Origin of the sequence: Aeromicrobium sp., from assembly GCF_032084975.1 — a bacterium.
In the GTDB taxonomy this organism is placed as follows: domain Bacteria; phylum Actinomycetota; class Actinomycetes; order Propionibacteriales; family Nocardioidaceae; genus Aeromicrobium.
The window spans coordinates 1-20,284 of the sequence record NZ_DAMDLR010000004.1 but is presented as its reverse complement, the minus strand read 5'-3'; the positions used below and the strand labels follow the sequence as shown (position 1 = coordinate 20,284).

The window sequence follows — 20,284 nt, the reverse complement described above, 5'->3', positions numbered from 1 at the left end:
GAAGGACTCTCCTGCGATAGCCTGCCCCGCATGGAGCAGTACGTCGCGGGCGGAGCGGCTCCGTGGATGGCGATCCGCGCCCCCGAGCCGGCGCCCGGGATCGTGCCCCGTCCGCGTGTCGTCGAGGTCCTGGCGAATGCCACCGCGCGAGCGTTCGCTGTGGAGATCGTCGCCCCCGCCGGGTTCGGCAAGAGCACGGTCCTGGCGCAATGGGCGAGAGCGCAGCCGATTCCTGTCGGCTGGGTGTCACTGAGTACGCACGCCCAGAACCCGCAGCGTTTGGCGAACGCGGTCCTGACGTCGCTCGCGGGCGCCGCGGCCAGCGCCGGGCCGGACTACGCGCCGGTGACAGGTCTTCAGGGTCGTGCCGCCCCCGTCCGGGAACTCTTCGCCGAGCTTCTGGCCGTGCTCGATGCGCTGCCGGGCCGCGTCATGCTGGCCCTCGACGACGGCCACGAGGTGCCCGGCCTCGCCGAGCACGGCCTGGTCGCCGAGCTCCTGACCGCCGCGCCGCGGAACCTCGGCATCGTCCTGGCCACCCGCACCCCGACGCCGGGCCTGGTCCGGTACCGATCGACGGGATCCGCCGTCCAGATCTGCGCCGACGAACTGCGGATGACGGACGACGAGGTCGTCGCTGTCGGTCACCTCGCCGACGCAGGACTGGACCACGTCGCGGCGCGGCAGATCGTGGACGCCACGGGTGGGTGGCCCGTCGCGGTACGCCTCGACCTACTGACCCCCGGAACCGCCCTGCCGGGATCGACCGCATCCGTCGGCGAGTACGTCGAGCACGAGGTCCTCGACCGCCTTCCGGGGCCGCTGCGCGACGTCGTGTTGCGCACGACCGTGCTCGACCAGTTCGACCAGTGGTCCGCACGCGAGCTCTCGGGCCGCGACGACGTCGAGCAACTGCTGGCCGACGCCGAGGCCAGGGGCCTGTTCCTCACCCGCGTGACCGACGGCAGCCGGGTGGCCTACCGCTGGCACGCCCGATTCGCCCAGGTCTGTCGCGCCCTCCTGCGTCGCACCGACCCCGGCGAGTTCGTCCACCTGTGCCGGACGGCGGCACGCATCTGCGGACCGAACGATCCCGTTGCCGCGCTGGCGGTCGCGCAGGTGTCCGGCGATCCAGACCTCGTGCTCGAGGCCCTGTCGGCGCACTGGCTGCCGCTCCTGATCGAAGGCGACCTGGACGTCCTGCGCGCCGCGATGGACAACCTGCCCGCCAGCCACCGGCGCGACCCGGTAGTCCTGGTCGTGGAGGCGGCCTGCGGCGACCTGTCCGGGCACCGAGCGGTCTCGAAGATGCTCCTGGAGCAGGCGGCTGCCCGCGAGACCGGCTCCAGTTCGACCGCACGCATCGCCCTGGCCCAGGGGCGACTGCTGATCACCGACGACGGCGCGGAGCTTGCGGACGCGTGCGACGAGCTCGATGCGCTCCTGCGGACCGAGCTCGACCCCGGCGACCGGGCCCACGCCGACTCCCTCTTCCTGCTGGGCTGGGCCGAGATGCGACTGCGCCGCCGACCTCTCGTCGCCCTGGAGCTGCTCCTGACGGCCAGTCAGCTCGCGGAACGGCGCGGCTCGCCGGTCCTGGCCCACCGGGCCCACGCCAACGCTGCCTTCGCCGCCGCCTTCGCCGGAGACTTCACCGTCGCCCGGCAGCAGCTCGGCCTGCTCGGTCCCGGCACCCGCCGCGGTACGGACCTGTGGGGCGTCTACGACGGGGGCATCGAGGCCTTCGCGGAGGGATGGCTCGCGTTCTGGTCGGGTGACCTGTCGACGGCAGAGGCGCGATTCGTCGACGTCATCGAGCGCCACGATCTCGAGGCATATGCCCCGTTGTCACGGATCATGTACACCTTCGTGGCCTGCGCGACCGGTGATCCGCGGCGCCTCGACCGTGCGGAGGTGTTGCGCCGCGACGTTCCGGTCGTCGACACCCACGGCGTGCCCTGGGGTCACTACTCCACGATGTCCGCCGCGATGCTCGTGGCGAGCCGCGGGGACCTGGCCAGAGCGGTGGACATCGCCCGGTCTGCCGTCGATCGCGGGCACGTGCCGGTGATCGCCCTGCAGGCAGCCGCGTTGATGTACCGGGCGAAGCGGCTCCGCGAGACGGCGGAGCAATTGCGCCGGCTCTCTCCGCTCGAGGACCAGCCGACGTACATCCGGGTCGCGGCTCTCGTGCTCAATGCCCTCGTGCAACGCCAGCGTGGCCAAGGCGAGTCGGCGACCCGCCAGCTCGAGCGCAGCCTCGACATCGCCGTCCCACTGGGCATCGCGCAGCCCTATGACCTGGCGATGCCGGGCATGCGCCGCATGTTGGAGACCCATCTGGAGCAGGGCACGCGGCACCCCCATTTCGTGGCACGGCTCCTGATGGGCGACGAGGGCACAGGCGTGACCGTGTCGACGGCCGCGCTGTCCCCGCGTGAGCGCGAGATCCTCGGCTACATGCGCAGCACGATGACCAACTCCGAGATCGCGACCGCGCTGCACGTCTCGGTCAACACCCTCAAGACACACCAGCGCTCGATCTACCGCAAGCTGGGCGCCGCGACCCGGCGGGAGGCCGTCCAGCTCGCCAGCGCCGCGGCTGACTGAGCCGAACTGCACGTGCTCACCCCGGGAGGGTGAGTGTCAGCGCTCCGATGCCGAAGACTTCCTGCCGGGGGCGCGAGGCCCCTACTGTGTCGACATGCTCATCCTCGCGATCATCGTGTTCGGAATCCTCGTCGGCGGCCTGGCCCAGATGGTGCTGGGGCGCCGGATGGAGTCGGTGAACTGGACGGTGGCCGTCGTCGCCGGTCTGCTCGGCTCACTGCTGGGTGGGCTCGCGTCGAGCCTCATCGCGGGCGACGGGTTGGACCTGCGAGCGAGCGGTCTGATCGGGTCGTTCCTCGGCGCGATCGTCGTGACCGCTGCGTGGGGTGCGCTCTCCTCTCGACGGGCCTGACAACGGTGCTCACCCCGCCGGGGTGAAATTCGCGCCGACGACTTCTGTCGCGCCTCGGACCCTTGCGACACTGGCGGCTCGCGCTCACCAGGAGGACAGCCATGCCCGTAAGCGTCAACGTCGACAACTTCGTCGAGGCCGAGAACGCCCGCATGTTCCACGACCTGCAGGCGGAGGCCGGTGCGGTCAACGTGTTCTCCCACGTCCGCGAACCCTCGCCGATCGACCACCAGCTCGTCGTGCGGCTCAACCGCGACACGCTGTACAGCTTCGCCGTCGTGGACCTGGCGCAGGACGCGACCCTGACCCTGCCGGACTGCGGTGAGCGATACCTCTCGGCGATGGTCGTCAACGAAGGCCACTTCGTCCCCGTCGTCCTGCACGAGCCGGGATCGCACCGCTTGACGCGGGACCAGATTGGCAGCCGCCACGCCGCGGTCGCGCTGCGGATCCTGGTGGACTCCCAGGATGCCGATGACGTCGCGGAGGTCGGTCGGCTCCAGGACAGCGTGGTGATCGAGGCCGGATCGGCCGAGCCGTTCGTCGTGGCCGACTACGACACGGTCAGCTTCGACGCGACGCGCGATGCGCTACTGGACCTTGCGCGAGGACTGACCGGATTCGACCGCATGTTCGGCCGCCCGGAGGAGGTCGATCCGGTCCGCCACCTGGTGGGAACCGCGGCCGGCTGGGGCGGCCTGCCGGGCTCCGAGGCCGCCTACGTCGGCGTGCAACCGACCGAGGAGGGACGCTTCGAGCTGACGATGAAGGATGTTCCGGTCGACGGCTTCTGGTCGATCTCCGTGTACGACGAGAAGGGCTTCTTCGCCCCGAACGACCGAGATGCCTACACGGTCAACAACATCACCGCGGTTCCGGACCCCGACGGCTCTGTGACCGTTCGGTTCGGCGACTTCGGCCCCGACGTCCCCAACGTGATCCCCACTCCAGCCGGCTGGAACTTCCTGGTCCGTCTGTACCGCCCGCGTGCCGAGGTGCTCGACGGCACGTGGCAGGTCCCTGCGCTCGTCCCCGCCAGCTGACCCACTCGCACATCAACCATCGGAGGAACCATGAACCGACCGCACAAGCTCGCGACCACCCTCAGCATCGGCGTCCTCGCCCTCGGGTTGGCCGCTTGTGGCCAGTCACAGGAGGAGAAAGAGCAGGCCGCGTGTGACGCGATCGCAGAGCTGAGCACCACACTGTCCGACGTCGGCGCGAACCTCGACGCAGAGTCCACCGTGGAGCAGTGGCGCGACGCCCGTTCGCAGGTGCGGAAGGCGATCGAGGAGGCCGAGGACGCCGTCGAGGAGGCCGACGAAGCCGCCTGGGACGAGGTCGACGACGCTTGGGACCGCTTCGAGGACGCAGTGCAGGACGTCGACGGCAGCGCAACGGTGCCCGAGGCCGGCGCTTCCCTGCGTGACGACCTCGCCGCTCTGCAGGCCGCCCGCGACCAGGCGGCGTCGGGTCTGACCTGCTGAGCGAGATCAGTGCAGGAGGATCTTCGAGGCCAGGAGCGTGAACCCCAGCAGCGAGGCCACGAGTGACTCGTGCACCGCGCGGCCCGTCGACAGGCGGGCCGCGCGGGAGGCGACGAACACCGTGCCGCCAAGCTGGAAGATCGTCCAGGCCAACGAGACGTACACCGCTTCATCGAGCTCCGCGCCGCAGGCGACGGCCGCGAGGTACGCGAGCATGACCGGCACCCCGCCGGCCAGCACGCCGATCTGCAGCCCGGCGTTGTCCGCCAGTCGACGATGGAGCGGGGCCGCCTGCCGGTCGAGTTGGTCGCGCAGGGCGTGCAGGTAGACGTGCGTGAGCCAGTAGACGACGATCACCACCGCCCACGCCGTGGTGACGCGGGCGACCGTGTGCGCGTGCGATCCCGCGATCGTGATCGCGGCAGCCGCGACGATGGTTCCCTCGATCGGCGCGCCGATGTCGTGCAGGAGGCGATGTCCGAACCGGCGGGGAGTCGTGTTCACGCGGTCAGGCTAGTGGAGGGGCACCGGGGCCTTGTCGGAGTCTTCCGTGCGGCCCAGACTGAGGTCCCATGAGAGTGCGCGCCGACCTGAACATCTCGCTCGACGGCATCGCCGCCACCGCCGACGGGACGCCCGAGAACCCGTTCGGTGAGGACTGGGGCCGCCTCGTCGCCGCCTACCTCGCCACCCGCACGATGCAGGATCGCGTCATGGGCGACACGACCGGCGCGGGCACGACCGGCGTCGACGACACGTACGCCGCGGCCTACTTCGACGGGATCGGCGCCGAGATCATGGGTGCCGGCAAGTTCGGCCTGCACACCCATCCCGACGACGCCGACTGGCGCGGGTGGTGGGGCGACAACCCGCCGTTCCACTATCCGGTCTTCGTCCTGACGCACGACCCGCGGCCCGATCTGCAGATGGAGGGCGGCACCACGTTCCACTTCCTGACCGCCACGCCGCAGGAGTCGCTCGAGCGCGCCCAGGCGGTCGCTGGTGACAAGGACGTGAGGATCGGCGGCGGTCCGACGGTCGTGCGCCAGTTCCTCGAGGCCGGCCTGATCGACCAGCTGCACGTCGCCATCGCACCCATCGTCCTGGGGAAGGGCATCAGCGTGTGGGACGGACAACGCGGACTCGACCAGGGCTTCGACGTCACGACCGAGGTCGCCCCCGAGAGCGGGACGGTGCACGTCACCTTCACGCGCGTGGAGGCACTGCCGATCAGCTGACGGCGATGACCGCGGAGCAGGCCGCCAGGACCAGGCAGACCGGTGTCATGGTGAGCCGCTCCGGCCTACTGCGCGAAGCGGCGTTCATCGCGATGCCGAGCGTGAAGTAGCCGGTGACGACCCAGGCGGCAGGCTCGCTGAAGCCGGACGGGAAGACGTCGATCACGCCGGCGCGGTCGAGCAGGACCGCGGCGATGAACGCATAGAGCAGGACCGAGACCGCACTGCCGATGCGCAGGTGCGTGGGCAGGACCTCGTGCTGACCTCCCCAGGTGAAGCGACCGAGCGGGGCGCCGGCGGCGACGGCCAGCTGCAGGACGCTCAGGGCGGCCAGCAGTGCGAGGGTGATGACGACGGCGGCTTGGGTCACGGGTTGATCCAAGCAGGACACCGCCGGGTCTCGACACGTGGTCTCGCCTCTCGCCGGCACTCGGTCAAGAAGGACCCGACTCGACCCCGGCAGCGTGGTCCGAGACAATCGCCATGTCGCCCCGAGCGACGCGAGGAGTGCCCCATGACCACCACCGACTACGGTCACGACCTGCTGTTCGGCACGTTCGTGACCCCGGTCAGCCATCCTGTCCACCAGGCCGTCGAGCAGGCGATCGTCGCCGAGCGCGCGGGCCTGGACCTGGTCACCTTCCAGGACCATCCCTACGTCGCGAAGTTCCACGACACCTCGACGCTGATGGCCTATGCCGCGGCCAGGACCGAACGGATCCGGCTGGCGGCCAACGTCACCAACCTGCCGCTGCGCCCACCGGCGGTGCTGGCGCGGTCGATCGCCACGCTCGACCAGCTGAGCGGCGGTCGGATCGAGCTGGGCCTCGGAGCCGGTGCGTTCTGGGACGGCGTCGCCGCCATGGGTGGCCCCCGCCGGACACCTGGGGAGTCCATCGAGGCGCTCGAGGAGGCCATCGCGATCATCCGCGGCATCTGGGACACCAGCGACAGGAGCGTCCTGTCGGTCGAGGGCAAGCACTACGACGTGCACGGCGCCAAGCGCGGGCCCGCCCCGGCCCACGACGTCGGCATCTGGGTCGGCGCGTACAAGCCGCGCATCCTGCGCATGACCGGGCGCGTCGCCGACGGGTGGATCCCGTCCCTGTCGTACCTGGAGGAAGGGCCGTCCGAGCTGGGCGCCATGAACCGCCGCATCGACGAGGCCGCCCTCAAGGCCGGCCGCCGGCCGACGGACATCCGCCGGTTCCTCAACATCAGCGGCCGGTTCGCCGCCCAGGGCAGCGGGCTGCTGCAGGGCCCGCCCACCCAGTGGGCCGAGGAGCTCGCCGAGATCGCGCTGACCCACGGCACCAGCGGGTTCATCGTGTCCTCGGACGACACCGTCGTCACGCAGACCTTCGCTGCCGAGGTCGCGCCCGCGGTCCGAGAGCTCGTCACCCAGGAAAGAGGGACGCAGCATGGCTGAATGGCTCGACGAGACCGAGCAGGCCACGTGGCGCAGCTTCCTGCGCATGCACGCGAACCTGATGACGGCGGTGGGGGAGCGTCTCCAGGCGGACTCCGGCATGTCGCTCCCGGACTTCGAGGTCCTCGCCATGCTGTCGGAGGCCCCGGACGCCGAGCTGCGGGAGCGCGACCTGTGCTTCGAGCTGCAGTGGGAGGAGAGCCGATTGGCCCATCACGTCCGCCGTCTGGAGGAGCGCGGACTGCTGCAGCGCGACGGGCACGTCGACGGCGGGCAGTCACCGATGATCAGCCTGACCGAGGCCGGCCGAGCCGCCGTCGACGCGGCCGCCCCGGCTCACGTCGCCCGGGTGCGTGAGCTCTTCTTCGACGTCCTCAGCCCCGGGCAGGTGCAGGTGATGGGCGACGCGGCCGCAGCCGTGCTCGAGAACGTCGCCGGTGTCACGGACACGGACGACAAAGCCTGAGGACCGACCTCAGATCTTGATCTTCTTGCGCGAGGTCAGGCCAGAGATCAGCAGGCTCAGACCAGCGCCGACCAGCCAGATGTCCTTGGCGATCGCGGTGCCGTCCTGGCTGGGCCGGAACTTCGAGCCCTCGGCGGTCATGCCGGGTGTGTTCAGGTACATGTTGATCAAGCCGCCACCGAAGCCGGTGAGCGCGGCGCCTGCCACCGTCGCGGGCACGAACGGCGTCAACAGGGCTGCGCCCAGCGCGATCTCGCCGGCGCTCAGAGCCTTGCCGAACGTGACGGGGTCCAGGTTCTTCACCGGGGGCACACCGTTCGCCGCCATGCCCTGCATCCCTTCGGCCGCCTCACGCGGCAGGTTCCGCTTGTTCAGGCCGCTGTTGAGGATGAACGCGCCGGTGGCAAGACGCAAGGGGACGTGGCTCAGCTTCATGGGGACACTCCTTCGAGGTGGGTTCCCTCGCCACGCTACGACCGAATGCGGGGGTGCGCGCCCCGAGTGGGCGCCGGCACCGTGCCTAGGAGGCGACCCGCAGCACGGTCACGGCGAAGTCCGAGTCCGGCGCGAACGGGTCGAGGTGCCACGTCGAGAACCGCTGCTCGACGGTCGCGATCCCGCGCTCCGCGAGCGCGGCCAGGTCGGCGTCGTACTGCTCGAAGGAGTAGACCTGCTCGGGGCGGCAGCCGATCACCACGCGACCCCCGGGACGCGTGACCGCGCAGAGCCGCTCGATCACGGTCCGCTCGGTGCCGGGAGCGACGAACACCAGCACGTTGCCGGCGCAGACCACGAGGTCCACCGGCTCGCCGCCGACGTCCTCGAGGGTCAGTTCGCTCAGGTCCACCACGCCGTACGTCGGGCCCGGGTGGTCGGCCTCGGCGGCGGCGATCAGCTCGGGGTCGACGTCGACGCCGTACGCGGTGTGCCCGGCGGCGTGCAGCGCCTGGGCCATCCGGCCGGTGCCGCATCCCGCGTCGAGGATCCGCGACCCGCGCTGTGCCAGCATGTCGGCGAAGCGGGCCTCCCCGAGCAGGTCCACCCCGTCGGCCTCCAGCGCGCGGAAGCGCTCGATGAACCACTGCGAGTGGCCCGGCTGCGTGTCGGTGAACCAACGGGGCTGCGGCGAGGAGGTCATGGGCCCATCCTGCCTCCCGGCGGGAGCATGCTCGACCGGCCGTCGGTCGCAGCCGCAGTCACGGGGTGAAGCGATGTCCGATGCCGGGCTCGGTGACGAAGAGGGTCGGTCTCGAGGGGTCGGCCTCGAGCTTGCGGCGAATGCTGGCGAGATGGACGCGCAGGTAGTTGGACTGGCGCTCGTAGCCGACGCCCCAGACGGCGCGCAGCAGCTCGGTCTGGCGGACGAGCCGGCCCCGCTTGCGCGCGAGCACGTCGACGATCTTCCACTCGATCGGCGTCAGGTGGATCTCCTCGCCGTCGCGTGTGGCGCGCGACTCGGTGACGTCGAGCCGGAGTCCACCGGTCTCCACGACCAGGCCCGGCTCGCTCCCGGCGTTGCGGCGCGTCACCACGCGCACGCGGGCGAGGAGCTCCTCGATCGAGAACGGCTTGGTGACGAAGTCGTCCGCACCGAGATCGAGCGCCTCGACCTTGTCGTCGGGCTCACTTCGCGCCGACACGACGATGACCGGCACCTCGGTGAACGCGCGCAGACGCGTCAGCACGGTGATGCCGTCGAGGTCCGGCAGCCCGAGGTCGAGCAGCACCACGTCGGGCATCCGCTCGTCGACGATCTGCAGAGCAGACCTGCCGTCACCCGCCGTCTCGACCTCGTGGTCCCGGGCCCTCAGGTTGATGCTGAGCGTGCGCAGGATCGCCGGGTCGTCGTCGACGACCAGCACGAAGCTCATCTGGCCTCCTCGGTCGGTCGCGGAAGGTCGATGGCGACGGTCAGGCCGCCGCCGGCCGTGGGCTCGGTCGCGATGGTGCCACCCATGGCCTCGGTCAGTCCACGCGCCACTGCCAGTCCGAGGCCGACCCCGTCCTTGCCGGGCACGTCGCCCAGCCGCTGGAACGGCGCGAAGATCCGCTCGAGGTCCTCGTGGCCGATCCCCGCGCCCGTGTCGGCGATGCGCGTCAGGACCCGATCCCCGAGGACCGCCACGTCGACCCGGATGTCGGCGTCGTCCGGCGCGTACTTGAGCGCGTTCTCGCAGATGTTCGCCAGGACGCGATCGAGCAGTCCCGGGTCGGCGATTGCGGTGGCCTCCTCGTCGATGTCGATGACGATCCGATCGCCGTGGTCGAGCGGTGCCACGGCCGTGCGCACGGCACCGGCCAGCCCGACCTCGTCGAGGTGGACGGTGACCGCTCCGGTCTGGATCCGGGTCATGTCGAGGAGGTTGGTCACCAGTGCGTTCAGGCGGTCGGCCGACTCCTCGATCGTCTCCAGCAGCGCGGCCTCGTCCTCGGGCGAGAACGTGACGCTCGTGCCTCGCAGGCTCGAGACAGCGGCCTTCACGGCCGCCAGGGGTGACCGCAGATCGTGCGAGACGGCGGCCAGCAGTGCGGTGCGGGTCCGGTCGGCCTCGGCCAGCCGGTGCCGGTCGATCTCGGCCGTCCGGGCGCGCGTGCGATCGGACATCACCTTCGCGTAGGCGGCGTAGGCGCTCAGCAGGCTGCGCTCCGAGCCGGTGTGCATGCCACCACGCAGGGCGAGCGCCGTGCGGTCGTCGATCGACGTGGAGATCTGGCCGTCCTCGATCGTCGTGGGCGCGTGCCCGACGGCGGCCACCGTCCTCCACTCGCCGGTCCCGGCACGGTGCAGGACCGCGGCGCCCTCCGCTCCGAACAGCTCGGACGCCGAGGTCAGCAGTCCCCGGAGGTCGTCGCTCGAGGTCAACAGGCTGTGGGCGAGCACGGTCAGGCTGTCGGCCTCGGTCCGTGCCCGTCGTGCCTCGGCGGCGCGGCGGGCCGAGTGATCGACCACCGTCGAGACGGCGATGCCGACGACCACGAACAACGCGATCGCCAAGGCGTTCTCGGGATCGGCGATCGTCAGGACGTAGCGTGGCGACGTGAACAGCAGGTTCAGCAGGACGCCACTGAGGACGGCCGAGACGACCGCTGGCACGAGGCCGCCGATGAGCGCGGTGGCGACGACGACCGCCATCAGCAGCATCGCCTCGAAGGGCAGGCCGTGCAGGGTGTCGGTCCACCACAGCGCCAGGCTCAGCAGGGTCGGAGCGAGCAGCGCGAACGCGAACCCGGCGGCGCGACGACGGGCACCGAGTCGGTGTTCGCCGGGCACGGCAGCGCCGCGCCCTCGCGCGTAGTCGTGCGTGACGATGTGGACGTCGACGTCTCCGGAGGCGCCGATCACCCGCTCTCCGATCCCGGGCCGCACGAGGGTCGACAGGCGTCCGCGCCGGCTGGCCCCGATGATCACCTGGTCCGCGTTCTCCGCGTGGGCGAACGCGAGGATCGCCTCGGCGGCGTCGTCCCCGACGAGCGTGTGGAAGGTTCCGCCGAGCTCGTCGGTCTTGGCGCGCAGCTCGGCAAGGCGGTCGGGCGAGATCGCGCTCAGCCCGTCGTGCCTCGTGACGTAGAGGGCCAGCCATTCGCCACCGGCGCGCCGTGACGCGATCCGGGCGGCGCGCCGCATCAGGGTGGCCGACTCGGGCCCGCCCGTGACGGCGGCGACGATGCGCTCGCGCGTGGCCCAGGTGCCCCGGATGCCGTGCTCCGAGCGGTAGCGCTCCATCCCCTCGTCGACGCGGTCGGCCAGCCACAGCAGCGCCAGCTCGCGCAGCGCCGTGAGGTTGCCCTCGCGGAAGTAGTGGTGCAGGGCCGCGTCGACCTTCTCCGCGGCGTAGACGTTGCCGTGGGCCAGCCGGCGCCGCAGCGCCTGGGGGCTCATGTCGACCAGCTCGATCTGGTCGGCAGCGCGGACGACCTCGTCGGGGACCGTCTCGCGCTGCCGGACACCCGTGATCGCGTCCGTCACGTCGTTGAGCGACTCCAGGTGCTGGATGTTGACCGTCGTGACCACATCGATCCCGGCGTCGCGGAGCGCCTCGACGTCCTGCCAGCGCTTCTCGTGCCAGCCACCCGGCACGTTGGTGTGGGCGAGCTCGTCGACCAGGACGACCTCGGGGCGGCGGGCCAGGATCGCGGCGAGGTCCATCTCGGGCTGGACCGTGCCGCGGTACTCGATCTCGGCTCGGGGGACCACCGCGAGGTCGGCGAGCGCGTCGATCGTGTGTCGGCGCCCGTGGGTCTCGACGTATCCGACCACGACGTCGGTGCCTCGCGTGAGGCGACGGTTTCCCTCGTCGAGCATCGCGAACGTCTTGCCGACGCCGGGCGCGGCTCCGAGGTAGACGCGCAGGGTCCCGCGCTCGCTGGCTGTGCCCACGTGCTCAGTCTCCACCCGGGTCGGTGCGCCTAGCGGGCGGCACGGGCGACCGCGACGTTGAGCTCGAGCACGTTGACACCGGACTCGCCGTGGAAGCCCAGGAACGGACCGCTGGTGTGCTCACGCACGAGCGACCTCACGGTCGCGGCGTCGAGCCCGTTCGCCCGGGCGACGCGGGCGACCTGCAGGCGGGCGTAGGCGGGGGAGATGTGCGGATCGAGGCCCGACCCCGACGCCGTCACGGCGTCCGCCGGCACCTCGGACGGCGATGCCGACTCGGTGGCGGCGACGGCGGCGCGACGCTCCGCGATCAAGGCGATGAGGTCGTCGTTGAGGGGGCCGAGGTTGCTGGGCGCGGACGCCAGGGTGTCGTGATCGTTCGCCGAGGGGCGCGGATGGAACCACTGGTCGCCCTCGAAGCGCTGGCTGACCAGGCGCGACCCGACCACCTCGCCGTCGACCCGGACGGGCTGGCCGGCCGCGCGGTCGCCGAGCGCCTGGGCGGCACCCCAGGTCGCCACGGGATAGCCGATCCCCAGGACGAGCGTGAACACGATGAGCAGGCGCAGGCCGGCCAGGGCCTGGCGAGCGAGATCCGACAACGGGGTGAGGAGCATGATGATCAACCGATTCCGGGGATGGTGGAGACGAGCAGGTCGATGAGCTTGATGCCGGCGAACGGGACGAGCACGCCGCCCAGTCCGAAGACCAGCACGTTGCGCCGCAGCACCGAGAGCGCCGACGCCGCCCGGAACCGCACACCGCGCAGCGCGAGTGGGATGAGCGCCACGATGATCAGGGCGTTGAAGATGACGGCCGAGAGGATCGCGGAGCGAGGCGTGGCCAGGTCCATGACGTTCAGCGCGTCGAGCGACGGGTACGCCGCGACGAACATCGCGGGGATGATCGCGAAGTACTTCGCGACGTCGTTCGCGATGGAGAAGGTCGTCAGCGCGCCGCGCGTGATGAGCAGCTGCTTGCCGATCTCGACGACGTCGATGAGCTTCGTCGGGTCGGAGTCCAGGTCGACCATGTTGCCGGCCTCCTTGGCCGCGGCCGTGCCGCTGTTCATGGCGACGCCCACGTCCGCGGCCGCGAGTGCGGGCGCGTCGTTGGTGCCGTCGCCGGTCATGGCGACGAGGTGTCCGCCCTCCTGCTGCTTGCGGATGAAGGCCAGCTTGTCCTCGGGCGTGGCCTCGGCGAGGAAGTCGTCGACTCCGGCCTCCTTGGCGATGGCCCGCGCGGTCAGCTCGTTGTCGCCGGTGACCATGACGGTGCGGATGCCCATGGCGCGCAGCTGGGCGAACCGCTCGGTCATGCCCTCCTTCACGACGTCCTTGAGCTGGACGACGCCCAGGACGGTGCGCTCGCCGCGGGGCTCGACCTGCGCGATGACCAGGGGAGTGCCGCCACCGCGCGCGATCGCGTTGACCGTGTCCGTGACGTCCTCGGGGAGCTCCTGCCCGAGCCAGGCTGTGATCGCCGAGCCCGCTCCCTTGCGGATCTGGGTCCCATCCGCGAGGTCGACGCCCGACATGCGGGTCTGCGCCGTGAACTCGATGAACTCCGCGCCGTCGGGAAGGTCGTCGTCCATCGCTCCACGGGCGAGCGCCAGCTCCACGATCGAGCGGCCCTCGGGCGTGAGGTCGGCGAGGCTGGAGAGCCGTGCGGCATCGCGCATCCGGTCGTCGTCGACGAGCGGTGCCGCCGCGAGGAGAAGGGTCGCGCGGCGGTTGCCGTGGGTGATGGTGCCGGTCTTGTCGAGCAGCAGCGTGCTGACGTCACCGGCGGCCTCGACCGCGCGCCCCGACATCGCCAGGACATTGACTCGCACCAGGCGGTCCATGCCCGCGATGCCGATGGCGGACAGGAGCGCGCCGATCGTCGTCGGGATGAGGCAGACGAGGAGCGCGACCAGCACGACGACGTCCTGCGGCGCGCCCGAGTACTCGGCCATCGGGGCGAGCGTCGCCACCGCGACGAGGAACACGAAGGTCAGGCTCGTCAGCAGGATGGACAAGGCGATCTCGTTGGGGGTCTTGCGTCGCGATGTGCCCTCGACCAGGGCGATCATCCGGTCGAGGAAGGTGTCGCCCGCGGCCGCCGTGATGCGCACGACGATGCGGTCCGAGAGCACCCGGGTGCCGCCTGTCACCGCGCTGCGATCGCCGCCTGCCTCGCGGATGACCGGCGCGGACTCGCCCGTGATGGCCGACTCGTCGACCGAGGCGATGCCCTCGACGACGTCACCGTCGCCGGGGATGACCTCGCCGGCCTCGACCACGACGTGGTCGCCGACCCTCAGCTCGGCACCTGGTACCTGGGTCTGCGTGCCGTCGTCGGCCAGCCGGCGGGCCATCGTGTCGGTCCGGGTGGCGCGCAGCGACGCGGCCTGGGCCTTGCCCCGTCCTTCGGCGACGGCCTCGGCCAGGTTGCCGAAGATGACGGTCAGCCACAGCCAGATCGCGATCATCACCGTGAAGCTGCCGGGATCGGCGATCGCGGCGATCGTCGCGGCGACGGATCCGAGCCAGACGATGAACATGACCGGCGAGCGCCACAGGTGGCGCGGATCGAGCTTGCGCAGTGCCTCGGGCAGCTGCCGCAGTGCCTGCCGGCCCAAGGCGCCCGTGGTGATGCCGGGCCGGCCGGGGGACGGCCGCCGGTCGGACGCGTCGGGCTTCGGGCGGTCGGTGGTGGTGATGCTCATGCGAGTGCCTCCGCAATCGGTCCGAGGGCGAGAGCCGGGAAGTACGTGAGCGCCGTCATGATGACGATGACGCCGACGAGCATCCCGACGAAGAGGGGTCGGTGGGTGGGCAACGTCCCGGTGGTGACGGGGACCTTGCCTTGTCGCGCCAGCGATCCGGCGAGCAGCAGGACGAGGACGATCGGCAGGATGCGGCCCAGCAGCATCGCCAGTCCCAGCGTGATCTGGAAGAAGTCCGAGGTCACCGTGATGCCACCGAAGGCGCTGCCGTTGTTGTTGGCCGCGGAGGTGTAGGCGTAGAGCACCTCACTGAAGCCGTGACCGTCCGGGTTGCCCATCGCGTCGGCGCTCGAGTCGCGAGCGATCGCCATGGCCGTCCCTGTCAGGACCAGCGTGGGCGTGGCCAGCGCGTACAGGGCGACGAAGGTCATCTCGCGCGAGCCGATCTTCTTGCCGAGCAGCTCGGGCGTGCGTCCCACCATCAGTCCGCAGAGAAAGACGGTCAGGATCGCCATGATCAAGATCCCGTAGAGGCCCGATCCGACGCCGCCGGGAGCGACCTCGCCGAGCATCATGTTCACCATCGCGGCACCGCCGCCGACCGGGGTCATCGAGTCGTGCGACGCGTTCACGGCGCCGGTCGACGTGCCGGTGGTGGCGACGGCGAACAGCGAGCTCGCCCACTCGCCGAACCGCGTCTCCTTGCCCTCCATCGCCGCGCCGGCGGCCTGGGCCGACGGGGCGTGCGCCCCGGCCTCGGCCCACGTCGTGACGGCCAGCGCGACGGTCCACAGCGCAGCCATCGCACCGAGCACGGCGAGCCCCTGCCGACGGTGGCCCACCATGGTGCCGAGCGTCCGCGTCAGGCACACCGGCAGCAGCAGGATCATGAAGATCTCGAAGAGGTTGGTCAGTCCCGTGGGGTTCTCGAACGGGTGCGCCGAGTTCGCGTTGAAGAAGCCGCCGCCGTTGGTGCCCAGCAGCTTGATCGACTCCTGGCTCGCGACGGGTCCGCCGGGCAGCACCTGGGGGTCGCCCATCAGGGTCGTGGCGCTCGTGTCGCCGAAGGTCTGGACGACGCCACCCACCATCAGGACCACCGCGCCGGCAAACGCGAGCGGCAGCAGGATGCGCACGGTGCCGCGCGTCAGATCGACCCAGAAGTTGCCGAGCGACCCACTGCGAGACCGTGCGAACCCGCGGATCAGTGCGACGGCGACGGCGATGCCGACGGCGGCGGAGAGGAAGTTCTGCACCGCCAGGCCGGCCATCTGGGCCGTGAAGCCGAGCGTCGACTCGCCGGCGTAGGACTGCCAGTTCGTGTTGGCCACGAAGGAGATCGCCGTGTTGAACGCCATCCAGAAGGGCATGCCCTCCATGTCGCGGCTCATCGGCAGGTGCGACTGGCCCATGAGGATGCCCATCAGGACCACAATGCTCACGAGCGAGAACGCGGCCACGCTCATGGCGTACGACTTCGGGCTCTGCTCACCGTCGGGACTCACCCCCACGATGCGGTAGACGAGCCGTTCGACGCGCAGGTGGCGCGGCGTCGTGAAGACGCGTGCCATGTAGTCGCCCAGGGGGACGTAGAGGACTCCCAGCAGGGCCAGGAGGACGGTGATGGAGACGAGGCCTCCCATGGTCTCGGTCACTGGAATCGCTCCGGGAGGACGAGGGCCGCCAGGAGGTAGACGGCGAGCGTGATCACCGCTGTCGTCATGAGGCCGTTTTCGATGCTCATGACGACAGCCAAACCCGGAGGACGGGCTCCCCGGCGCTCCTTGACGCGTTCTTGACGCCGCTTGACGCACCTTTGCCACGCCGTCGGACCGTCACCCTGAGGCGCGGGTGTCACGGAATCGGCTCAGCCGGTGTCAACATGTCGGACGACCTTGCCGAGGTCCGCATGAAGGAGTCGCCATGACCAGCACGTTCCGCATCCCCGCCGCCCCGATGGACTCCGCCGCCGCCCGCCTCGTCAGTGCGGCCGCCCGCCGGATGTACGGCCGCGTGCCCGACATGGTGCCGGTCATGTGGCACCACACGAAGGTGCTGCGCGCGGTGCTGGCGTTCGAGAGCAGGGTCGGCCGGTGGGACGCGCTCGACCCGCACCTCAAGTCCTACGCGGTGATGGCGTCGGCCGCGGGCATCGGCTGCGGCTGGTGCCTGGACTTCGGCTACTACCTGGCCCACGACCAGGGACTCGACGAGCGCAAGGTCCGCGAGGTGCCGCGCTGGCGCGAGTCCGACGTCTTCACGCCGCTCGAGCGCGACGTCATGGCCTACGCGGAGGCGATGACCGCGACCCCGCCGACGGTGACCGACGAGCAGGTCGTGCGGCTGCGTGACGCGTTGGGTGAACGCGCGCTGGTCGAACTGACCATGATGGTGGCCGTGGAGAACCAACGCTCGCGCTTCAACTTCGCCGCCGGACTGGCCAGTCAGGGCTTCAGCGACGTCTGCGAGCTGCCCCTGGCGGACGCCCCGTGACCGACGTCCTGACCGAGTTCACGGCGCACCGGGCGCTGCTGTTCACGGTCGCCTACGAGATGCTCGGCTCCGCCGCGGACGCCGAGGACGTGGTGCAGGAGACATGGCTGCGCTGGAGTGCGGACGACCGCGAGGACGTGAGGGAGCCGCGGGCCTACCTGGTCCGGATCACCACGCGCCTGGCCCTCAACCGCCTGCGAACCCTGGCGCGGCAGCGCGAGTCGTACGTCGGGCCGTGGCTGCCCGAGCCGCTCGAGACCGTGCCGGACGTCGCCGACGACGTCGCGCTGGCCGAGTCCGTCTCCACCGCGATGCTGCTCGTGCTGGAGACGCTCGGCAGCACCGAGCGCGCCGTCTTCGTCCTGCGTGAGGTGTTCGACGTGCCCTACGACGAGATCGCTGCCGCGGTCGACCGCACCCCCGAGAACGTCCGCCAGATCGCCCGCCGCGCCCGCGCCCACGTGGCGGCCCGGCGCCCGCGCTCCGAGGTCACGACCAAGGAGCGGGACGAGGTCGTCGCGCGGTTCCAGCGGGCGATCGCCGAGGGCGACCTGCAGCAATTGCTCGACGTGATCTCACCCGACGTCGTCCTGATCAGCGACGGTGGCGGCAAGGTCAGCGCGGCGCGTCGGCCCATCCTGGGGCGCGACAAGGTGCTGCGCTTCCTCGCCGGGGTCATGCCCGACGACGTCACGATCGAGCCCGCGTGGGTCAACGGCGAGCCCGGCCTGGTCATCCGCGAGTCGGGCACGGTGACGGGGGTGGCCACCGCGGTCGTCGAGGACGGCCTCGTGACGACGATGCACATCGTGCGCAACCCCGACAAGCTCTCGCTCCGCGGGCCGGTCCGCCTGACCCGCTGACCGGGCATGACTGGGGAGCCTTGGTGACACCTGATGACGCCAGGACTCCCCACTGCGCATGGCCAGCGCTCAATGGGGTACATCTCGGTCACGGCTGGTCGAAAGGACATCACCCATGACGACACGCTCACACCGACGGCCCACGGTCTCGCCCGCCGTGCAGTGGACCCAGCGACTCGAGCAGAGCAAGGCGCTGGACCCCGCGGTACGCGCGGTCAGTCCGCTCGCCGAGGGCCTGATCGCCTCCGAGGGGCGGCGCCGCCTGCTGCACGGGGACTGGATGGGGCACGCGGTCCATCCGCTGCTGACCGACCTGCCGATCGGGTTCTGGACCTCGGCCACCGTGCTCGACCTCATCGGTGGCGAGGAGGCTCGTCCGGCCGCTCGCCGGCTGGTGGGGCTGGGCGTGCTCTCGGCCGTGCCGACCGCGATCACCGGCTGGGCGGAGTGGGCTGCGACCTCCGAGCCCGGTGTCCGGCGCGTCGGCGTCGTCCACGCCGTCTCGAACGCCGCAGCGGGCATCGCCTACGGCGCCTCCTGGTTCGCGCGCAGGCGCGGGAACCACGCGCGAGGACGGAACCTGGCGCTGGTGGGAGCCACCGTCGCGTCGGTGGGCGGCTACCTCGGCGGTCACATGACGTCGGCGCGCAAGGTGTCCACGCGGCACCCGGCGTTCGACTGAGGCCGGCCCCGCCACGTGGCGGCCAGCAGCATCACCAGGGCCAGCAGCAGCTCGGCGACGTCGCCGCCGTAGTACATGAGCGAACCGGCCGCCCGCAGCTCCTCGGCGGGCTCGTCGACCTGCACCCACAGTCCGGCGTAAAGGAGCTGTGACACCGCGGAGTGCACCACGATCGAGGCGCCCAGCGTGATGAGCCGGGTGCGCACACTCGCGCGGTGGGGCGATGGGTCGAGCCCCGCGATCACCCACGCGAACAGGAATCCCGAGAGCACGAGGTGGACGTGGACCAGCAGGTGGACGCCCGTGGACTCGGTGCTCCACCGGTACAGCGGCGTGAAGTACAGGACGACCATGCCGCCGCTCGTGAGCACCAGCGCGACGACGGGCGTCGAGAGCAGGCGGACCGGGGCGGTGTTCAGGAACGCGCCGAGACGACGAGCGGCCCGGTGGGGGAGTGCTCGCAAGAGCAACGTGACGGGCATGCCCAGCACGAGCAGCAGGGGCGCGACCATCGCCAGCAGCAGGTGCTGCGCCGCATGGCCGCCGAAGTCGTCGTGGGCGAGCGTGTCGAAGGACGGCGAGAGAGCCAGGGCCAGGAACGCGGTCCCCGCGACAAAGGCGACCGTCCTGCGCAGCGGCCAGCCCTGACGTGCCTCGGCCCGGATCGTGCCGACGACGTAGGCCACGGCGACGAGTCCGAGCACCAGCATCGGCACGTACGCCCACGCCTCGGGCGACGCGTCGTGACCGGCATGGGCGGACAGCACGCTCAGCCTCGCGTCGCGGGTTCGCGCCGGGACGCACGGCGGGCGAACCACCAGCCGACGACGATGAGCAGGACGCCCAGGGCCAGGAAGGCGAGGTCCCACGCGAGCTCGTTCTCGCCCTCGCGCACGTGGTGGATCCCCAGGATCTGGTGGCTGAGGAGTCCCTCGACGACGTTGAAGACGCCCCAGCCGACGATGATCCACGGCCACAGGATCCTCAACCGCCAGGTCCGGCCCCGACCGTGCTGCACGCGGTTGAACAGCATCGCCATGCCGGTCAGCACCAGCAGCCAGGTCACGACGTGGAAGATGCCGTCCCACAGGGTGTTCATCTCGAGGCCGTGCACCGTGCCCGGCGGGTAGGTCGGGATGCCGACGTTGTCGCTGTCGGTGCTGGTCAGCAGGTGGTGCCACTGCAGCACCTGGTGCAGGACGATGCCGTCCACGAAGCCGCCCAGGCCCGCGCCGAGGATGATGCCGGGCGCGGCGAGGCTGCGTTGCTCGCTGGAGGCGTGGGGGTCCATGGGCTCTCCTCTTCGCGGTGGTGAAGATGCCGTACCCAGCGCCCCGGCGGCCATGCGCGTGACCGTGCCGACCGTGCTCGCCCGCCCTACGATGAATCGATGGCCACGACCGGCGGGACCTCCGCTCCCACCTCGATCTGGTGGATCCGTCGCGACCTGAGGCTCCAGGACAACCCCGCGCTGGTGGCCGCCGGCGGGGACGGCCGCGTGGTGCCGCTGTTCGTCCGGGACCCGCGCCTGTCCGGCACCGGTCGGCCGCGTCGAGCGCGGCTCGAGGCGTCGCTC

22 protein-coding genes are annotated in these 20,284 nt (G+C 71.0%); 11 read left to right on the top strand and 11 right to left on the bottom strand.

Annotation, left to right across the window (positions count from 1 at the left end):
* Nucleotides 1-30 precede the first annotated feature (30 nt).
* The 4 genes from RT323_RS01715 to RT323_RS01700 all read left to right on the top strand — a co-directional run bounded on the left by RT323_RS01715 (nucleotide 31) and on the right by RT323_RS01700 (nucleotide 4,449).
* Entirely contained in the window at nucleotides 31-2,610 is a 2,580-nt protein-coding gene (locus RT323_RS01715; RefSeq protein ID WP_313404451.1) for a LuxR C-terminal-related transcriptional regulator, read from the top strand.
* Nucleotides 2,611-2,704: 94 nt separating this feature from the next.
* Nucleotides 2,705-2,962, top strand: a complete 258-nt coding sequence (locus RT323_RS01710) for a GlsB/YeaQ/YmgE family stress response membrane protein (protein WP_313404450.1) — start codon at nucleotides 2,705-2,707, stop codon at nucleotides 2,960-2,962.
* A 101-nt stretch (nucleotides 2,963-3,063) separates the two neighbouring features.
* Nucleotides 3,064-4,005, top strand: a complete 942-nt coding sequence (locus RT323_RS01705) for a DUF1214 domain-containing protein (protein ID WP_313404449.1) — start codon at nucleotides 3,064-3,066, stop codon at nucleotides 4,003-4,005.
* Nucleotides 4,006-4,035: 30 nt separating this feature from the next.
* A complete protein-coding gene (locus RT323_RS01700) occupies nucleotides 4,036-4,449 on the top strand; it encodes a hypothetical protein (protein ID WP_313404448.1) in 414 nt (137 codons plus the stop codon).
* Nucleotides 4,450-4,455: 6 nt separating this feature from the next.
* On the opposite strand, the gene RT323_RS01695 is transcribed toward RT323_RS01700, so the two are convergent.
* Nucleotides 4,456-4,953, bottom strand: coding sequence for a hypothetical protein (locus tag RT323_RS01695; RefSeq protein ID WP_313404447.1), 498 nt, complete (start codon nucleotides 4,951-4,953; stop codon nucleotides 4,456-4,458).
* 68 nt (nucleotides 4,954-5,021) lie between these two features.
* Between RT323_RS01695 and RT323_RS01690 the strand changes: the two genes are divergently transcribed.
* Nucleotides 5,022-5,687 carry a dihydrofolate reductase family protein gene (locus tag RT323_RS01690; RefSeq protein ID WP_313404446.1) on the top strand — a complete coding sequence of 222 codons (666 nt, stop codon included), beginning with the start codon at nucleotides 5,022-5,024 and terminating at the stop codon, nucleotides 5,685-5,687.
* On the opposite strand, the gene RT323_RS01685 is transcribed toward RT323_RS01690, so the two are convergent.
* Complete coding sequence (locus tag RT323_RS01685; protein ID WP_313404445.1) at nucleotides 5,680-6,057, bottom strand: hypothetical protein; 378 nt, start codon at nucleotides 6,055-6,057, stop codon at nucleotides 5,680-5,682. The two genes, RT323_RS01690 and RT323_RS01685, sit on opposite strands and share 8 nt — an antisense overlap.
* A gap of 144 nt (nucleotides 6,058-6,201) precedes the next feature.
* Here RT323_RS01685 and RT323_RS01680 point away from each other — a divergent pair, with 144 nt between their 5' ends.
* Both RT323_RS01680 and RT323_RS01675 read left to right on the top strand, forming a co-directional pair.
* A complete protein-coding gene (locus RT323_RS01680; protein WP_313404444.1) occupies nucleotides 6,202-7,116 on the top strand; it encodes an LLM class flavin-dependent oxidoreductase in 915 nt (304 codons plus the stop codon).
* A complete protein-coding gene (locus RT323_RS01675; RefSeq protein WP_313404443.1) occupies nucleotides 7,109-7,582 on the top strand; it encodes a MarR family winged helix-turn-helix transcriptional regulator in 474 nt (157 codons plus the stop codon). The genes RT323_RS01680 and RT323_RS01675 overlap by 8 nt, the downstream gene beginning before the upstream one ends.
* 9 nt (nucleotides 7,583-7,591) lie before the next feature.
* Here the strand turns inward: RT323_RS01675 and RT323_RS01670 are convergent, their stop codons facing one another.
* The 7 genes from RT323_RS01670 to kdpA form a co-directional block, all read right to left on the bottom strand.
* Nucleotides 7,592-8,017, bottom strand: coding sequence for a hypothetical protein (locus RT323_RS01670; RefSeq protein ID WP_313404442.1), 426 nt, complete (start codon nucleotides 8,015-8,017; stop codon nucleotides 7,592-7,594).
* A gap of 85 nt (nucleotides 8,018-8,102) precedes the next feature.
* Complete coding sequence (locus tag RT323_RS01665; protein ID WP_313404441.1) at nucleotides 8,103-8,720, bottom strand: class I SAM-dependent methyltransferase; 618 nt, start codon at nucleotides 8,718-8,720, stop codon at nucleotides 8,103-8,105.
* Nucleotides 8,721-8,778: 58 nt separating this feature from the next.
* On the bottom strand, nucleotides 8,779-9,453 hold the full coding sequence (locus RT323_RS01660; RefSeq protein ID WP_313404439.1) for a response regulator transcription factor: 675 nt from the start codon (nucleotides 9,451-9,453) through the stop codon (nucleotides 8,779-8,781).
* Nucleotides 9,450-11,960, bottom strand: a complete 2,511-nt coding sequence (locus RT323_RS01655; RefSeq protein WP_313404437.1) for an ATP-binding protein — start codon at nucleotides 11,958-11,960, stop codon at nucleotides 9,450-9,452. Before RT323_RS01655 ends, RT323_RS01660 begins: the two co-directional genes overlap by 4 nt.
* A gap of 29 nt (nucleotides 11,961-11,989) precedes the next feature.
* Nucleotides 11,990-12,577, bottom strand: a complete 588-nt coding sequence (gene kdpC / locus RT323_RS01650) for a potassium-transporting ATPase subunit KdpC (protein WP_313404435.1) — start codon at nucleotides 12,575-12,577, stop codon at nucleotides 11,990-11,992.
* A gap of 5 nt (nucleotides 12,578-12,582) precedes the next feature.
* Nucleotides 12,583-14,670 carry a potassium-transporting ATPase subunit KdpB gene (gene kdpB / locus RT323_RS01645; protein ID WP_313404434.1) on the bottom strand — a complete coding sequence of 696 codons (2,088 nt, stop codon included), beginning with the start codon at nucleotides 14,668-14,670 and terminating at the stop codon, nucleotides 12,583-12,585.
* Complete coding sequence (kdpA, locus tag RT323_RS01640; RefSeq protein WP_396171744.1) at nucleotides 14,667-16,313, bottom strand: potassium-transporting ATPase subunit KdpA; 1,647 nt, start codon at nucleotides 16,311-16,313, stop codon at nucleotides 14,667-14,669. The genes kdpB and kdpA overlap by 4 nt, the downstream gene beginning before the upstream one ends.
* Nucleotides 16,314-16,593: 280 nt before the next feature.
* On the opposite strand from kdpA, the gene RT323_RS01635 reads away from it, so the two are divergent.
* The 3 genes from RT323_RS01635 to RT323_RS01625 all read left to right on the top strand — a co-directional run bounded on the left by RT323_RS01635 (nucleotide 16,594) and on the right by RT323_RS01625 (nucleotide 18,708).
* Nucleotides 16,594-17,163 (top strand): carboxymuconolactone decarboxylase family protein, encoded by a 570-nt coding sequence (locus RT323_RS01635; protein ID WP_313404430.1) that lies wholly within the window; start codon nucleotides 16,594-16,596, stop codon nucleotides 17,161-17,163.
* Nucleotides 17,160-18,026, top strand: coding sequence for an RNA polymerase sigma-70 factor (locus RT323_RS01630; protein WP_313404429.1), 867 nt, complete (start codon nucleotides 17,160-17,162; stop codon nucleotides 18,024-18,026). The genes RT323_RS01635 and RT323_RS01630 overlap by 4 nt, the downstream gene beginning before the upstream one ends.
* Nucleotides 18,027-18,141: 115 nt before the next feature.
* Nucleotides 18,142-18,708 carry a DUF2231 domain-containing protein gene (locus RT323_RS01625; RefSeq protein WP_313404427.1) on the top strand — a complete coding sequence of 189 codons (567 nt, stop codon included), beginning with the start codon at nucleotides 18,142-18,144 and terminating at the stop codon, nucleotides 18,706-18,708.
* On the opposite strand, the gene RT323_RS01620 is transcribed toward RT323_RS01625, so the two are convergent.
* Together RT323_RS01620 and RT323_RS01615 are read right to left on the bottom strand one after the other, a co-directional pair.
* Entirely contained in the window at nucleotides 18,657-19,475 is an 819-nt protein-coding gene (locus tag RT323_RS01620) for a cytochrome c oxidase assembly protein (protein WP_313404425.1), read from the bottom strand. The genes RT323_RS01625 and RT323_RS01620 overlap by 52 nt on opposite strands.
* A 2-nt stretch (nucleotides 19,476-19,477) precedes the next feature.
* Entirely contained in the window at nucleotides 19,478-19,999 is a 522-nt protein-coding gene (locus RT323_RS01615; protein ID WP_313404424.1) for a DUF2243 domain-containing protein, read from the bottom strand.
* A gap of 99 nt (nucleotides 20,000-20,098) precedes the next feature.
* On the opposite strand from RT323_RS01615, the gene RT323_RS01610 reads away from it, so the two are divergent.
* A partial coding sequence (locus RT323_RS01610; protein ID WP_313404423.1) for a deoxyribodipyrimidine photo-lyase occupies nucleotides 20,099-20,284 on the top strand: 186 nt, incomplete at its 3' end.

Coding starts and splice junctions, on each gene's coding strand:
- RT323_RS01710 (WP_313404450.1), top strand. CDS start 2,705: ATGCTCATCCTCGCGATCATCGTGTTCGGAATCCTCGTCGGCGGCCTG.
- kdpC (WP_313404435.1), bottom strand. CDS start 12,577: ATGCTCCTCACCCCGTTGTCGGATCTCGCTCGCCAGGCCCTGGCCGGC.
- RT323_RS01670 (WP_313404442.1), bottom strand. CDS start 8,017: ATGAAGCTGAGCCACGTCCCCTTGCGTCTTGCCACCGGCGCGTTCATC.
- kdpB (WP_313404434.1), bottom strand. CDS start 14,670: ATGAGCATCACCACCACCGACCGCCCGAAGCCCGACGCGTCCGACCGG.
- RT323_RS01615 (WP_313404424.1), bottom strand. CDS start 19,999: ATGGACCCCCACGCCTCCAGCGAGCAACGCAGCCTCGCCGCGCCCGGC.
- RT323_RS01675 (WP_313404443.1), top strand. CDS start 7,109: ATGGCTGAATGGCTCGACGAGACCGAGCAGGCCACGTGGCGCAGCTTC.
- RT323_RS01665 (WP_313404441.1), bottom strand. CDS start 8,720: ATGACCTCCTCGCCGCAGCCCCGTTGGTTCACCGACACGCAGCCGGGC.
- RT323_RS01715 (WP_313404451.1), top strand. CDS start 31: ATGGAGCAGTACGTCGCGGGCGGAGCGGCTCCGTGGATGGCGATCCGC.
- RT323_RS01700 (WP_313404448.1), top strand. CDS start 4,036: ATGAACCGACCGCACAAGCTCGCGACCACCCTCAGCATCGGCGTCCTC.
- RT323_RS01660 (WP_313404439.1), bottom strand. CDS start 9,453: ATGAGCTTCGTGCTGGTCGTCGACGACGACCCGGCGATCCTGCGCACG.
- RT323_RS01690 (WP_313404446.1), top strand. CDS start 5,022: ATGAGAGTGCGCGCCGACCTGAACATCTCGCTCGACGGCATCGCCGCC.
- RT323_RS01705 (WP_313404449.1), top strand. CDS start 3,064: ATGCCCGTAAGCGTCAACGTCGACAACTTCGTCGAGGCCGAGAACGCC.
- RT323_RS01625 (WP_313404427.1), top strand. CDS start 18,142: ATGACGACACGCTCACACCGACGGCCCACGGTCTCGCCCGCCGTGCAG.
- kdpA (WP_396171744.1), bottom strand. CDS start 16,313: ATGGGAGGCCTCGTCTCCATCACCGTCCTCCTGGCCCTGCTGGGAGTC.
- RT323_RS01680 (WP_313404444.1), top strand. CDS start 6,202: ATGACCACCACCGACTACGGTCACGACCTGCTGTTCGGCACGTTCGTG.
- RT323_RS01635 (WP_313404430.1), top strand. CDS start 16,594: ATGACCAGCACGTTCCGCATCCCCGCCGCCCCGATGGACTCCGCCGCC.